At 55.3% G+C, this 14,704-nt stretch carries 8 protein-coding genes; 5 read left to right on the top strand and 3 right to left on the bottom strand.

Features of this window, described 5'->3' with window-relative positions; translation table 11 throughout:
- Window positions 1-30: 30 nt before the first annotated feature.
- The 3 genes from OGV52_RS00855 to sseA all read right to left on the bottom strand — a co-directional run bounded on the left by OGV52_RS00855 (window position 31) and on the right by sseA (window position 3,969).
- On the bottom strand, window positions 31-1,392 hold the full coding sequence (locus tag OGV52_RS00855; protein ID WP_200051627.1) for a 6-phospho-alpha-glucosidase: 1,362 nt from the start codon (window positions 1,390-1,392) through the stop codon (window positions 31-33).
- An 11-nt stretch (window positions 1,393-1,403) separates the two neighbouring features.
- Window positions 1,404-2,945 carry a PTS transporter subunit EIIC gene (locus OGV52_RS00850; protein WP_016157133.1) on the bottom strand — a complete coding sequence of 514 codons (1,542 nt, stop codon included), beginning with the start codon at window positions 2,943-2,945 and terminating at the stop codon, window positions 1,404-1,406.
- Window positions 2,946-3,108: 163 nt separating this feature from the next.
- Window positions 3,109-3,969 (bottom strand): 3-mercaptopyruvate sulfurtransferase, encoded by an 861-nt coding sequence (sseA, locus tag OGV52_RS00845; RefSeq protein ID WP_047501573.1) that lies wholly within the window; start codon window positions 3,967-3,969, stop codon window positions 3,109-3,111.
- Between the two features lie 206 nt (window positions 3,970-4,175).
- On the opposite strand from sseA, the gene OGV52_RS00840 reads away from it, so the two are divergent.
- The 5 genes from OGV52_RS00840 to rodZ all read left to right on the top strand — a co-directional run bounded on the left by OGV52_RS00840 (window position 4,176) and on the right by rodZ (window position 14,688).
- Entirely contained in the window at window positions 4,176-9,110 is a 4,935-nt protein-coding gene (locus OGV52_RS00840) for an alpha-2-macroglobulin family protein (protein WP_287107944.1), read from the top strand.
- Entirely contained in the window at window positions 9,111-11,423 is a 2,313-nt protein-coding gene (gene pbpC / locus OGV52_RS00835) for a peptidoglycan glycosyltransferase PbpC (protein ID WP_287107943.1), read from the top strand. It begins immediately after the preceding gene.
- 136 nt (window positions 11,424-11,559) lie between these two features.
- Window positions 11,560-11,991, top strand: a complete 432-nt coding sequence (ndk, locus tag OGV52_RS00830; RefSeq protein ID WP_003037710.1) for a nucleoside-diphosphate kinase — start codon at window positions 11,560-11,562, stop codon at window positions 11,989-11,991.
- A 256-nt stretch (window positions 11,992-12,247) separates the two neighbouring features.
- A complete protein-coding gene (rlmN, locus tag OGV52_RS00825; RefSeq protein ID WP_016154002.1) occupies window positions 12,248-13,414 on the top strand; it encodes a dual-specificity RNA methyltransferase RlmN in 1,167 nt (388 codons plus the stop codon).
- Between the two features lie 284 nt (window positions 13,415-13,698).
- On the top strand, window positions 13,699-14,688 hold the full coding sequence (gene rodZ / locus OGV52_RS00820) for a cytoskeleton protein RodZ (protein ID WP_016154001.1): 990 nt from the start codon (window positions 13,699-13,701) through the stop codon (window positions 14,686-14,688).
- The last annotated feature ends 16 nt before the right edge of the window (window positions 14,689-14,704 follow it).

The raw sequence follows: 14,704 nt of genomic DNA, 5'->3' as shown, positions 1-14,704 counted from the left end.
TCCACACCGACAAGTCTTCCGCACCAGACTTTAGCGCAATTCCCCCTCCTGCCAGGCTTTTTTCAGCGCTGGCCAGTAGTCCCGGTTAGCCTCGATCATCTCATCAAGGAGGGTTTTGGCATGTACCATGGTTGGCACCGTCCGGTTCAGCGTGAAAGCCTGTAGTGCCTTCTCGTAGCTGCCTTCAATGGCGGCCTCAACCAGCAGTTGCTCTGAGGCCAGCTGTTGCATCAGCAGCGTCTGGTGAAACAACGGTACTGCCCCCATGCGAACCGGTTCAGCTCCCTGTGAAGTGATGTACGCAGGTACTTCGACCATCGCGTCATAGGGCAGATTGGCAATCGCGCCTCTGTTTTCAACAATCACCAGGTGACGCTGGCGTAAATCAAAAGCCAGGCTACAGGCGACATCAACGATAAACGCGCCGTGAACTCCGACGTGAAACGCATCGGGCAAAATCCCCGTGCTCTGGTATTTCTGAGCCGCGGCGAATAATTTCTTCTCACGCCCCTCCATCACTTCGTTGGCCCGGGTGTGGTCTGGATCCTGATGGGCCACGATCTGTTCCGACATCAGGTAATACTGTAAATACGGATTCGGCAGATATTCCGGGAAGTTGTCCATGATCGGCTTGATGTTACGCCATGTTTTGACCCATGAAGGATCGGCATGCTGCGGATCCGTTTGTGCGGCATCTTCTGTCAGCAGGCCGAATTTAGCGATATGCCGCCGTAACGCCGGGAGCTGGTCTTCGCCATCAACCCGCACGCGGGTAAACCAGCCAAAGTGGTTAAGGCCGAAGTAGTCCACCTCCAGCTTATGACGGTCAACGCCCAGAATCGCACCCATGTTACGCATTGCAGCGACCGGCATATCACAAATATTGAGAACCCGTGCGTTCGGGCGTAAGCGACGTACCCCCTCTGCCACAATCGCCGCCGGATTGGCGTAATTGACAATCCACGCCGCTTTATCGGCAAAACGTTCGACCAGATCGATTAGCTCCACCATCGGCAGAATGGTGCGTAGCCCGTAGGCTAAACCACCGGGGCCGCAGGTCTCCTGGCCGACGACGCCGTGTTTTAACGGGATTTTTTCGTCCAGCTCGCGCATTTTGTACTGGCCTACGCGCATCTGCGAGAAAATAAAATGCGCCCCGCGAAAGGCCGTTTGCGCATCGCGGGTTACGGTAAATTTAATTGACTGGCTGTGATCGCGGATCACTTTTTCAACCACCGGTGCAATGGTGCTTTGACGTGCTTCGTCAATGTCATACAGACGAATTTCAGCCAGCGGAAAATCGGCAAGACGCACCATCAGACTTTTGACAATCCCGGGCGTATAAGTGCTTCCACCGCCAGCAATGGATAAAATAAAAGGGGGGGTAAACATGATTGGCTCCTTCAGAGAAACGCCTCTACGGCTTCTCGCATTTTCTTAACGTGCAGTCCGTAGACCACCTGAACGTTATTACCTTGTTTAATGACGCCTTTCGCGCCGGTCGCTTTGAGCTGCGGCTCGTTGATGATGGCGATATCTTTCACGGTGACGCGCAGACGGGTGTAACAGTTATCAACCACTTCAATATTGGCGCGACCGCCCAGCCCGGCAATAATGGCTTCGCCAGAATCATCGCGGCCTTTTGCCTGATAATCTTTTTTGCTGTACAAACGTGTCTCCCGCGCGTCCTCCTCACGACCTGGCGTTTTCATATCGAAATAGCGGATAAGAAAGCGAAAGATGACGAAGTAGAGAACGAACATCATCATCCCGACCGCGATGTACATCGGCCAGTTAGCCTTTTCGACGCCCAGCGGCAGGTTGTAGAGAATGAAGTCAATGACGCCGTTGGCGCCTATGGCGTGAACATCCAGCAGAGAAAACAGCATCATGCCGATGCCGGTCAGCACCGCGTGTACCACAAACAGCAGCGGAGCGACAAACAGGAAGGAAAACTCAATGGGCTCGGTGACGCCGACCAGTAATGAGGTCAGTGCGGCGGGGAGCAGAATGGCCTTCGCGGCAGCCCTGCGCTGTGGCGTGGCCGTCATATACATAGCCAGCGCGGCGGCAGGCAGGCCAAACATTTTACTGATGCCGCGAGCGTCCCACACCACCGTATTGCTGAGCTGTGCCACTGTCGGACAGGCCATCTCGGCGAAATAGATGTTGCGCGCCCCCTGATACACATTACCGCAAACCTCGGCAGTGCCGCCCAGTTCGGTATACAGAAACGGCGTGTAAACCAGGTGGTGTAGTCCGGTCGGCACCAGAATGCGTTCAAGAAAACCGTAAATAGCGACGCCGTAAGGTCCAGCGTCTTTAATGGTCAACGCCATGGTACTGATGCCATGCTGAGCGAAAGGCCACAGTTCGCTCATCGCTACGCCGAGAAGCATTGAGGTGGGCAGAATAATGATGGCGACGAAACAGTGGCCTGAGTAAATCGCCATCGCACCGCTGAACTGCACGCCGGAATAGCGGTTATAGAGATAACCTGCCACGACGCCCAGCAAAATCCCGGCAAAAACGCCCATCTCCAGCACCTGCACGCCAAGCACCATACTCTGACCCGCACCGCGCATCTGATCCGTCGCAACCAGATCGCCGCGTAGCTGAAGCGTGACGTTCATCGCGTTGATAAAAACAATAAAAGCGACAAGACCTGTCAAGGCCGCATAACCTTTATCACGGGTGGCAAGGCCAATGGGAATGCCGACGGCGAAAACCAGCGCCAGATTTGCCAGTACAGATACGGCGGATTTCGCAATTAACTGACCACTGTTTTGTAAAATGGGATGAGCGAGAAAAGGTAAATATTGCGCAAGATTGCCATTGCTAAGGACGTTACCGAAGGCAATGAATAAGCCCACGATCGGGAGAATGAGCACCGGACCATAGAGCGATTTGCCAAAATTTTGTAGGGCATTGACAGCTCTTTTCATCATGTTCTCTCTTATATGAACCGCACATCAGAGTGCGAAAACAGGACAAAGTTAGCAGCGTCAAAGGGGAGAATTCTAGCTATCTGTTTGTTTTAAAAACAAATGACGCATAACGTTACATGTAACGTTATGCGTTGTGAGCGGGGTAACAGCAGGGGGAGGGTTAAGCAGAGGGATTATGGGCGGCCGGTTCTACCGGTAAATCGTTACGCGCGCCCCATTCGCTCCATGCACCGTCATACAATGCGACGTTAGAAACGCCCAGTGTGGCAAGCGCCAGCACAACCACCGCCGCCGTGACGCCTGAGCCGCAGCTGGCGATAATGGGGCGGTCAAAGCTTACGCCGTGGCTGAAGAAAATAGCATCCAGTTCGTCGGTAGTTTTCAGTTCACCGTCACGAACCAGCTCTGTCCACGGTACGTTAAGCGCACCAGGCACATGGCCACGCTTGAGGCCCGGACGCGGCTCGTCAACTTCGGCATTAAAACGCGCAGCCGGTCGGGCATCGACGATCTGCGCTGTTTTTTCATGACTGGCCAGCAGTACGTCGGTAACGCGCACAACCGCTTCAGGCGTAAATGCCACGTTAAATTCACCTTCCGGTAAATCCTCATTTCCTTCTTTGAGCATTAGCTCATCGCGCTGCCAGCCAGCCAGACCGCCCGCCAGAATGGAGACATTCTCGACACCAAATGTCCGCAGCATCCACCATGCGCGCGGCGCGGAAAACAGGTTGCCATCATCGTAGACAACCAGGTGTTTATCCTGATGAACGCCCAATTCGCGCATCGCTACGGCAAAGGCTTCCGGTCGCGGCATCATATGCGGTAGCGGTGACGTATGGTCGGAAAGCGCTTCAATATCAAAAAAGACTGCGCCAGGAATATGGCCCGCGCGATACTCCTCGCCAACATCGCGATCTTCCTGTCCTGGAGGTGCCATCCGGGCATCAAGAATTTGTATTTCCGGGTCGTCAATGTGTTCGGCAAGCCAGTCGGCAGCGACAAAAAAGGCGGTGGTCATAGGCATCTCCATTTTTACCAGGTTTTGGCAAATTGTCGGATGTTTAGTGCAATGCGACAAGTAAAAGAGGCTGATTTGTCAGGCGAATCCACATTAATCACGAAAAATAGGACAACGTAGAACAGTTACTGGCTTCCACAGCCGAAAATCTGACGCATAATAGTTGTTCTACGTAGCTAACGGGCCACTACGGCCAGGGATGAAAAATGAAACATTTACGCGTAGCGGCCTGTATGCTGATGCTGGCACTGGTTGGGTGCGATAATAATAACGAAAAATCACCGACGGCTGCGAAGCCTGATGCGCCTGCACCGCAGACTGCGCCAGCAAAAGATAAGGCCCAATTACAAAAGCTGATTCAGCAAAGCCAGGGTAAGTCGCTGACGCTGCTTGATGCCTCCGAGGTCCAACTCGACGGCGCGGCAACGCTTGTTTTGACCTTTTCCATTCCCCTCGATCCGGAACAAGATTTTTCTCGCGTAGTGCACGTTGTTGATAAAAAAAGCGGCAAAGTGGATGGTGCCTGGGAGCTGGCGCCAAATCTAAAAGAGCTACGCTTACGCCATCTCGAACCTAACCGGGAACTGGTGGTTACCATTGAGCGTGATTTGCTGGCGCTGAATAAAGCGACGTTCGCTATCGATTATGAAAAAAACATTACCACCCGCGACGTCCAGCCAAGCGTAGGGTTCGCTAGTCGCGGCTCGCTGCTGCCGGGAAAAGTGATTGAAGGGTTACCGGTGATGGCCCTTAACGTTAATAGTGTGGATGTGAACTTCTTTCGCGTGAAGCCTGAATCGCTCGGTGCGTTTGTCAGCCAGTGGGAATACCGTAATTCGTTGTCAAACTGGGAGTCAGACAATCTGTTGAAAATGGCGGAACTGGTTTATACCGGACGCTTTGACCTCAATCCTGCGCGTAATACCCGAGAGAAGCTGCTACTGCCACTGAGCGATATCAAGCCGTTGCAGCAAGCAGGCGTTTACATTGCGGTGATGAATCAGGCCGGACACTATAACTACAGCAATGCTGCTACGCTGTTTACGCTCAGTGACATTGGTGTCTCTGCGCACCGTTACCACAATCAACTGGATGTCTTTACGCAGAGTCTGGAAAACGGCGCTGCGCAGCAGGGTATTGAGGTCACGTTACTCAACGAAAAAGGGCAGACGCTGGCGCAGGCTACCAGTGACGCGCAGGGTCACGTCAAGCTGGAAACCGATAAAGACGCGGCCTTATTGCTGGCCCGTAAAGACGGGCAAACCACGCTGCTGGACCTGAAGCTCCCGGCGTTGGATCTGGCTGAATTTGATATTGCCGGCGCGCCGGGATACAGCAAGCAGTTCTTTATGTTTGGCCCCCGTGACCTCTATCGCCCTGGCGAAACGGTGATCCTCAACGGATTACTGCGAGATAGCGACGGCAAAACGCTGCCTGACCAGCCGGTGAAGCTGGAGGTCGTTAAGCCCGACGGACAGGTGTTACGCTCGGTAGTGAGCCAGCCGGAAAACGGTCTGTATCGCTTTAGCTGGCCGCTGGACAGCAGCGCGCCAACTGGCATGTGGCATATTCGTGCCAATACTGGCGATAACCAGTCGCGGATGTGGGATTTCCACGTCGAAGATTTCATGCCTGAGCGGATGGCGCTCAATCTCACCGCCAATAAAATGCCGGTGGCTCCAACTGATGAAGTGAAGTTCTCGGTGGTGGGCTACTACCTGTATGGCGCGCCCGCCAACGGCAATGCTCTGCAAGGGCAGCTTTTCCTGCGCCCGCTGCGGGAAGCGGTGCAGGCATTACCGGGGTTCCAGTTTGGTAATATTGCCGAAGAAAATCTTTCTCGCAGCCTCGATGAGGTTCAGTTGACGCTGGATGACCACGGTCGCGGCGAAGTGACTACCAGCAGCCAATGGCAGGAGACGCATTCTCCGTTACAGGTGATTCTGCAAGCCAGTCTGCTGGAGTCGGGTGGCCGTCCGGTGACGCGTCGGGTTGAACAAGCCATCTGGCCTGCGGATACTCTGCCAGGTATTCGTCCGCAGTTTGCGGCGAAAGCCGTTTATGACTACCGCACCGATACCACCGTCAATCAGCCTGGCGTTGATGAAAACAGCAATGCCGCTTTTGATATTGTGTATGCCGATGCGCAAGGCGAGAAAAAAGCGGTGTCCGGTTTACAGGTGCGTTTGATCCGTGAACGCCGTGATTATTACTGGAACTGGTCTGAAGACGAGGGCTGGCAATCGCAGTTCGATCAAAAAGATCTGGTTGAGGGGGAGCAGACCCTGGATCTTAAGGCCGATGAGACCGGTAAAGTCAGCTTCCCTGTCGAGTGGGGTGCCTATCGCCTGGAAGTGAAAGCTCCGAATGATGCGGTGAGCAGCGTGCGCTTCTGGGCTGGTTATAGCTGGCAGGATAACAGCGACGGCAGCGGGACAGTACGTCCCGATCGCGTGACCCTGAAACTGGATAAACCCGGCTATCGTCCCGGCGATACCATGAAGCTACACATTGCCGCACCCGCTGCAGGCAAAGGTTACGCGATGGTGGAGTCCAGCGAAGGCCCGCTGTGGTGGCAAGAGATAGACGTACCGACGGATGGTCTTGATATCTCCATCCCGGTCGATAAAACCTGGAATCGCCATGATTTGTATCTCAGCGCGCTGGTGGTTCGTCCTGGCGACAAGTCTCGTTCGGCAACGCCAAAGCGGGCAGTCGGCTTACTGCATTTGCCGTTAGGCGATGAAAACCGTCGTCTGGCGCTGGCGCTGGAAAGCCCGGCGAAAATGCGTCCAAATCAGCCGTTGACCGTCAAGATTAAAGCCAGCGTTAAAAATGGCGACGTGCCAAAACAGGTTAACGTGCTGGTCTCAGCCGTTGACAGCGGGGTGTTGAACATTACCGATTACGCCACGCCGGATCCGTGGCAGGCGTTTTTCGGGCAAAAACGCTATGGCGCGGATATTTATGATATTTACGGCCAGGTGATCGAAGGGCAAGGACGTCTGGCGGCGCTGCGCTTTGGTGGTGATGGCGATGAGTTAAAACGCGGCGGCAAGCCACCGGTTAATCACGTCAATATCGTGGCGCAACAGGCGCTGCCGGTGACGCTTAACGAGCAGGGCGAAGGTACGGTGACGTTACCAATTGGTGATTTCAACGGCGAGCTGCGGGTAATGGCGCAAGCCTGGACGGCGGATGACTTTGGCAGTAGCGAAAGCAAAGTGATTGTCGCCGCGCCGGTAATTACTGAACTGAACATGCCGCGCTTTCTGGCGGGGGGCGATACCTCGCGCCTGACGCTGGACGTGACCAACCTGACTGACAAACCGCAAACGCTGATTATTAATCTCGCGGCCAGCGGTTTACTGGAGCTGATGGGGCAAGATCCCGCCCCGGTGAATCTGGCGCCAGGCGTACGGACTACGCTGTTTATTCCGGTGCGTGCGCGGGAGGGCTTTGGCGATGGCGAAATTCAGGCGCAAATTAGCGGTCTGAATCTACCGGGTGAAACGCTGCCTGTTCAGCATAAACAGTGGAAAATTGGCGTGCGACCGGCGTTCCCGGCGCAAACTGTTAATTACGGCGTCGCACTTCAGCCGGGCGCAACCTGGCAGCTTCCGGGCGAAGAACTGACGAATTTCTCTCCTGTGACGATGCAAGGACAACTGCTGTTCAGCGGTAAACCACCGCTGAATCTGGCGCGCTATATCCGTGAACTGAAAGCTTACCCTTACGGTTGCCTCGAGCAAACGGCGAGCGGGTTGTTCCCATCCTTATACACTAATGCCGCGCAGTTGAAGGCGTTAGGTATCGCGGGCGACAGTGATGAAAAACGCCGTGCGGCAGTAGAGATTGGCATCTCTCGTTTACTGCAAATGCAGCGTGATAACGGCGGTTTTGCGCTGTGGGATAAGAACGGGTCGGAAGAGTACTGGCTGACCGCGTATGTGATGGATTTCCTCGTTCGTGCGAATGAACAAGGCTATAGCGTTCCAGCAGAGGTGATTAACCGGGGTAACGAGCGGCTGCTGCGCTATTTGCAGGATCCGGGCATGATGTCGATTCGCTATACCGACGGCGCATCAGCAAGCCGGTTTGCCGTACAGGCCTACGCCGCGCTGGTGCTGGCTCGTCAGCAGAAAGCCCCGCTCGGCGCGCTGCGTGAGATCTGGGAGCGTCGTGCACAGGCGGCTTCCGGTTTACCGCTGATGCAACTGGGGATAGCGCTGAAAAACATGGGCGACGCCAACCGCAGTGAACAAGCGTTGACGCTGGCGCTGAATACGCCACGTCGCGATGCGCAGCAGTGGATGGCGGATTACGGCAGTCAGCTACGTGACAACGCGCTGATGCTGGCATTGTTGGAAGAGAACAAGCTTAAACCTGACGTGCAGAATACGCTGCTGAACACCTTGTCAGAACAGGCCTTTGGGCAGCGCTGGCTCTCTACTCAGGAAAACAATGCGCTGTTCCTTGCCGCGCGTACGTTGCAGGACTTGCCTGGCTCGAGGCAGGCGCAAACGTCACTCTCTGAACAGGCGTTAGCCGGGGAGAAATCACAAACGCGTAATCTGGATGCTGACGCACTGTCTACGCTGAACGTCACCAATACCGGTAATCTGCCGCTGTGGCTGCGTCTGGATGTGAGTGGTTACCCGCAAACCTCGCCGACGCCTGCCAGCAACGTCCTGCACATTGAGCGTCAGATCCTGGGGCTCGACGGGAACAGCAAAGCGCTGGATTCTCTGCGCAGCGGCGAGCTGGTACTGGTCTGGCTGGAGGTAAAAGCCAGCCAGAATGTACCGGATGCGCTGGTGGTTGACTTACTGCCAGCCGGCCTGGAGCTGGAAAACCAGAATCTGGCCAACGGCAGCGCCAGCCTGCAGGACAGCGGCAGCGAGGTAGCGAATTTGCTCAATCAGATGCAGCAGGCGGATATCCAGCATGTTGAGTTCCGTGACGATCGCTTTGTCGCCGCGGTAGCGGTCAACGAAGGACAGCCGGTGACGCTGGTCTATCTGGCGCGGGCGGTAACGCCGGGGACCTATCAGGTTCCTGTGCCGCAGGTGGAGTCAATGTATGTTCCGCAGTGGCGCGCGACCGGTGCGACAGAGGGGCTTTTGATTGTCAGACCGTAAATGATGCGCGGGTTGGGGAAACGCGGCTGCTGGCTCTGGCTGGCAGCCGTTGCGCTATTGCTGGTAGCGGGGGTTTGGGCGGCAGATAAAATCTGGCCGCTGCCGCTTCACGAAGTCGATCCGGCACGTGTCGTGGTGGCTTACGATGGTACGCCGCTATGGCGCTTCGCCGACGCGGACGGCATCTGGCGTTATCCGGTGACTATTGATGAGGTGTCCCCCCGTTACCTTGAGGCGTTAATCAACTACGAAGACCGCTGGTTCTGGAAACATCCCGGCGTCAATCCGTTTTCAGTGCTGCGCGCGGCATGGCAGGACCTCTCCTCAGGTCGCGTCGTTTCAGGCGGCAGTACGCTCACCATGCAGGTCGCACGATTGCTCGATCCCCACCCGCGAACTTTCGGCGGCAAGTTCCGCCAGCTCTGGCGCGCATTGCAGCTGGAATGGCATCTTTCTAAGCGCGACATCCTGACGCTATATCTTAACCGTGCGCCGTTTGGCGGCACGCTGCAGGGCGTGGGGGCGGCGAGCTGGGCCTACCTTGGTAAATCACCCGCACAGTTGAGTTATTCCGATGCCGCGCTGCTGGCCGTGTTGCCGCAGGCACCGAGCCGTCTGCGCCCGGACCGCTGGCCGGACCGCGCTGAAGCGGCGCGCAATAAAGTGCTTGAGCGCATGGCGACGCAGGGCGTTTGGCCTGCCAGACAGGTGCAGGAGTCACGCGAAGAACCGGTCTGGCTGGCGCCCAGACAAATGCCGCAGTTAGCGCCGTTATTCTCGCGCATGATGCTGGGAAAAAGCCGGAGCGATAAAATCGTGACCACCCTTGACGCCGGATTGCAGCGCCAACTGGAAGAGCTGGCGCAAAACTGGAAGGGCCGCTTACCTGCGCGCAGTTCGCTGGCGATGATTGTGGTCGATCACACTGATATGAGCGTGCGTGGCTGGGTGGGGTCGGTAGATATGAATGACGACTCCCGCTTTGGCCATGTGGATATGGTGAATGCGATCCGCTCGCCGGGCTCGGTGCTGAAGCCGTTTATCTATGGTCTGGCGCTGGATGACGGATTAATTCATCCTGCTTCATTGTTGCAGGATGTGCCGCGTCGAACCGGAGATTATCGACCAGGGAATTTTGACAGTGGTTTTCATGGTCCGGTGAGTATGAGCGAAGCGCTGGTGCGCTCGCTAAATTTACCCGCCGTGCAGGTACTTGAAACCTATGGCCCGAAGCGTTTTGCCGCATCGTTACGTAACGTTGGCTTACCGCTGTATCTGCCCGCAGGTGCCGCACCGAATCTGTCGCTGATTTTGGGTGGGGCAGGGGCCAGACTGGAAGACATGGCGGCGGCGTACAGTGCCTTTGCCCGTCAGGGAAAAGCGGGAAAACTGCGCCTGCAGCCAGACGATCCACTGCTGGAGCGTCCGTTGATGTCGGTAGGCGCGGCGTGGATTATTCGCCGCATTATGGCTGACGAAGCGCAACCGCTGCCGGATAACGCGCTGAGCAGAGTGGTTCCGCTGGCGTGGAAAACGGGTACCAGTTATGGCTATCGCGATGCGTGGGCGATTGGCGTTAACGCCCGTTATGTGATGGGTATCTGGACCGGTAGACCCGACGGTACGCCGGTGGTGGGCCAGTTTGGTTTTGCCAGCGCCGTGCCGCTGCTCAATCAGGTCAATAATCTTTTGCTCTCTCGCGGGACAAATCAGCCGGAGGATCCGCGCCCTGAATCCGTTAGCCGCGGCGTAGTGTGCTGGCCGGGCGGGCAGTCACTTGCGCCCGGAGACAGCAACTGTCGACGCCGTCTGGCAACCTGGCTGCTGGACGGCAGCCAGCCGCCCACGTTGTTATTGCCCGAACAGGAGGGCGTGAGTGGCATTCGTTTCCCCGTCTGGCTGGATGATGAAGGCAAACGTGTGGCGGCGGATTGCCCGCAGGCGCGCGAACAAACGTTAATCGTCTGGCCTTTACCGCTGGAGCCATGGCTGCCGGAGTCAGAGCGCCGTGGGGCGAGATTACCGCCGGTTTCTGCCACGTGTCCGCCGCTGGGGCAGGATGCTTCGCTGCCGTTGCAGTTGACAGGGGTTCGTGATGGCGCGATCGTGAAGCGTTTACCCGGCTCTGTGCTGGCCTCATTGCCGGTACAAACCAGCGGTGGGACTGGCGATCGCTGGTGGTTTCTTAACGGTGAACGGCTGGATGAACGCGGACGCCGTCTTACGCTACGGCTGGCGACCAAAGGGGATTATCAACTGCTGGTGATGGATGACGCCGGACAGGTGGCGACGGTGAGATTTTCGTTGCAGTAGACCACCAGGCGACTTTTGTTGCTAAAATTCATCTTATTTTAAAGAAATGTTATCTTCGTCAATAGTCAATTGCCGGGATGCTCTTTATAATCCGCGCCAGGTAAACAACAACAAAACATCTTTTTCAGAGGTAATCATGGCTATTGAACGTACTTTTTCCATCATCAAACCAAACGCGGTGGCAAAAAACGTTATTGGGAGCATCTTTGCGCGCTTTGAAGCAGCAGGGTTCAAAATTGTCGGTACTAAAATGCTGCACCTGACCGTTGAGCAGGCGCGTGGCTTCTATGCTGAGCATGATGGTAAGCCGTTCTTTGACGGTCTGGTTGAATTCATGACCTCCGGTCCGATCGTTGTTTCTGTTCTGGAAAGCGAAAATGCTGTGCAGCGTCACCGTGATCTGCTGGGTGCAACCAACCCGGCGAATGCGCTGGCGGGTACTCTGCGTGCAGACTACGCTGATAGCTTCACTGAGAACGGTACTCACGGTTCCGACTCCGTTGAATCTGCCGCGCGTGAAATCGCCTATTTCTTCGGTGAAGGCGAGGTTTGCCCGCGCACGCGCTAATCTCCTGCGTCTTTCACATCGCATAGTTTTCTATGCTTTCGGGGAGGCTCGAACGTGCCGCTTTCCTGCGATGCGAAATCCTTTGGAGAGGAATTAGCGATTTACATATTATTTTCGCTAATGCTTCGTGCAAACGTGGCATCCCTGCGCCAGACTTTGTACAATGCAACGCCCCGGAAGAGCAGAACGCTTGCCGGGGCGTTTCTTTTTAACCCTCCACGGGCCACAACGTGTAACAACGAGGCCGGAAAAAATTATGTCTGAATTAGTTAACACCTCTGAAGTCGTCATTCCTGCGGTTCCAAATAAAAATGGAAAAATCAACCTGCTGGATCTGAACCGTCAGCAAATGCGCGAATTCTTCAAAGATATGGGTGAAAAACCGTTTCGTGCCGATCAGGTCATGAAGTGGATGTACCACTATTGCAGCGACAACTTTGATGACATGACTGACATCAATAAGGTGCTGCGTAACAAGCTGAAAGAAGTGGCTGAAATTCGCGCCCCGGAAGTGGTGGAAGAGCAGCGTTCTTCTGACGGTACGATCAAATGGGCCATCGCGGTTGGCGATCAGCGCGTAGAAACCGTGTATATCCCGGAAGACGATCGCGCGACCCTGTGTGTTTCTTCACAGGTCGGTTGTGCATTAGAGTGTAAATTCTGCTCTACGGCGCAACAGGGCTTTAACCGTAACCTGCGGGTGTCGGAAATCATTGGTCAGGTCTGGCGTGCGGCGAAAATCGTCGGTGCGGTGAAAGCAACGGGCGTGCGTCCTATCACTAACGTGGTGATGATGGGGATGGGCGAGCCGCTGCTCAACCTGACCAACGTGGTGCCAGCGATGGAAATCATGCTGGATGACTTCGGTTTTGGGCTGTCAAAGCGTCGCGTCACGCTCTCCACCTCAGGCGTTGTCCCTGCGCTGGATAAGCTGGGCGATATGATTGATGTCGCGCTGGCGATTTCTCTGCATGCGCCGAACGATGAAATTCGTGACGAAATTGTACCTATCAACAAAAAGTACAATATCGAAACATTCCTTGGCGCGGTTCGTCGTTATCTGGAGAAGTCCAACGCTAACCAGGGTCGTGTGACCATTGAGTATGTGATGTTAGATCACATCAATGATGGTACTGAACACGCGCATCAGTTGGCAGAGCTGCTGAAAGATACGCCGTGTAAGATTAACCTGATCCCGTGGAACCCGTTCCCTGGCGCGCCGTATGGCCGTAGCTCTAACAGCCGTATCGATCGTTTCTCCAAAGTGTTGATGAGCTATGGTTTCACTACCATCGTGCGTAAAACACGTGGCGATGACATCGATGCAGCCTGCGGTCAGCTGGCGGGTGACGTTATCGACCGTACCAAGCGTACTCTGCGTAAGCGTATGCAGGGCGACGCTATCGATATCAAGACCGTTTGATGTTGAGTGCACTACGGTATAATTCATGTACCGTAGTGCAACGTAAGCCAAATGAGGTTCTTTGTTGTTTTCGTGAGGTCAATAATAACGGTGCGTTTTTGTCGACTTTAAGGCAGTATGTAGCGGCGCAACAAGCCTTTAGCCCTCAGGTTTACGTTGTTTTGTCTTTGATAGTCTGACCGTTTTATACTGTCTGACGAAGGTTAACTGACCAGATGTTTCGCGGTGTGGGTGAGCATTGTGGCTCGCCGGCATCAGAACCCAAATTTACGCAGCTGTAGCGAATGAATACTGAAGCCACGCACGACAAAAATGAAGCACTATCCACCGGCGTTCGTCTGCGCAATGCCCGTGAACAACTCGGATTCAGCCAGCAGGCAGTCGCGGAGCGACTTTGCCTGAAGGTCTCCACGGTACGTGATATTGAAGAAGATAAGGCACCAGCCGATCTCGCTTCAACATTCCTGCGCGGGTATATCCGTTCTTATGCGCGTCTGGTGCATATTCCTGAAGAAGAACTGTTGCCAGGGCTGGAAAAACAGGCTCCGATTCGCCCAGCCAAAGTCGCACCGATGCAGAGCTTCTCGCTCGGTAAGCGTCGTAAGAAACGTGACGGCTGGTTAATGACCTTTACCTGGCTGGTGCTGTTTGTCGTTGTCGGACTGACGGGAGCCTGGTGGTGGCAGAACCATAAGGCGCAGCAGGAAGAGATCACCACCATGGCCGATCAATCCTCCGCTGAGCTGAATGCCGGTAAAGATGGTGCGCAGAACGTACCGTTAGATACCAGCGCCGCAGCGGGCCAGGATACTACCCCGGCTCCAGACGATGGCGCGGTGGCGGACGCAGCGCCTACGCCAGATGTTGCTGCAACCCCGGCACCTGCCGCTGATGCGCAGCAGAATGCCGTTGTGGCACCTTCTCAGGCTAACGTCGATACCGCAACTGCAGCGCCAGCTACCGCGGCGCCGCTGCCAACTGACCAGGCGGGTGTCACTACCCCTGCCGCCGATCCTAACGCACTGGTAATGAACTTTACCGCCGATTGCTGGCTGGAAGTGACCGATGCGACCGGAAAAAAACTGTTCAGTGGTATGCAGCGTAAGGACGGCAATCTGAATCTGACGGGTCAGGCGCCGTACAAACTGAAAATTGGCGCTCCGGCGGCAGTGCAGATTCAGTTCCAGGGTAAACCTGTCGATCTGAGTCGTTTTATCAGAACTAACCAGGTTGCGCGTCTGACCGTTAATGCCGAACAATCACCGGCTCAGTAACAGACGGCAATGCGGG

This window comes from Citrobacter sp. Cb041 (genome assembly GCF_030336655.1).
Classification (GTDB): Bacteria; Pseudomonadota; Gammaproteobacteria; order Enterobacterales; family Enterobacteriaceae; genus Citrobacter; species Citrobacter braakii.
This window is presented reverse-complemented; position numbering and strand designations above follow the sequence as displayed.

Bases quoted from the DNA above. Each gene is read 5' to 3' on its own strand.
- rodZ (WP_016154001.1), top strand. From the start codon at position 13,699: ATGAATACTGAAGCCACGCACGACAAAAATGAAGCACTATCCACCGGC.
- OGV52_RS00840 (WP_287107944.1), top strand. From the start codon at position 4,176: ATGAAACATTTACGCGTAGCGGCCTGTATGCTGATGCTGGCACTGGTT.
- sseA (WP_047501573.1), bottom strand. From the start codon at position 3,969: ATGACCACCGCCTTTTTTGTCGCTGCCGACTGGCTTGCCGAACACATT.
- ndk (WP_003037710.1), top strand. From the start codon at position 11,560: ATGGCTATTGAACGTACTTTTTCCATCATCAAACCAAACGCGGTGGCA.
- OGV52_RS00855 (WP_200051627.1), bottom strand. From the start codon at position 1,392: ATGTTTACCCCCCCTTTTATTTTATCCATTGCTGGCGGTGGAAGCACT.
- OGV52_RS00850 (WP_016157133.1), bottom strand. From the start codon at position 2,945: ATGAAAAGAGCTGTCAATGCCCTACAAAATTTTGGCAAATCGCTCTAT.
- pbpC (WP_287107943.1), top strand. From the start codon at position 9,111: ATGATGCGCGGGTTGGGGAAACGCGGCTGCTGGCTCTGGCTGGCAGCC.
- rlmN (WP_016154002.1), top strand. From the start codon at position 12,248: ATGTCTGAATTAGTTAACACCTCTGAAGTCGTCATTCCTGCGGTTCCA.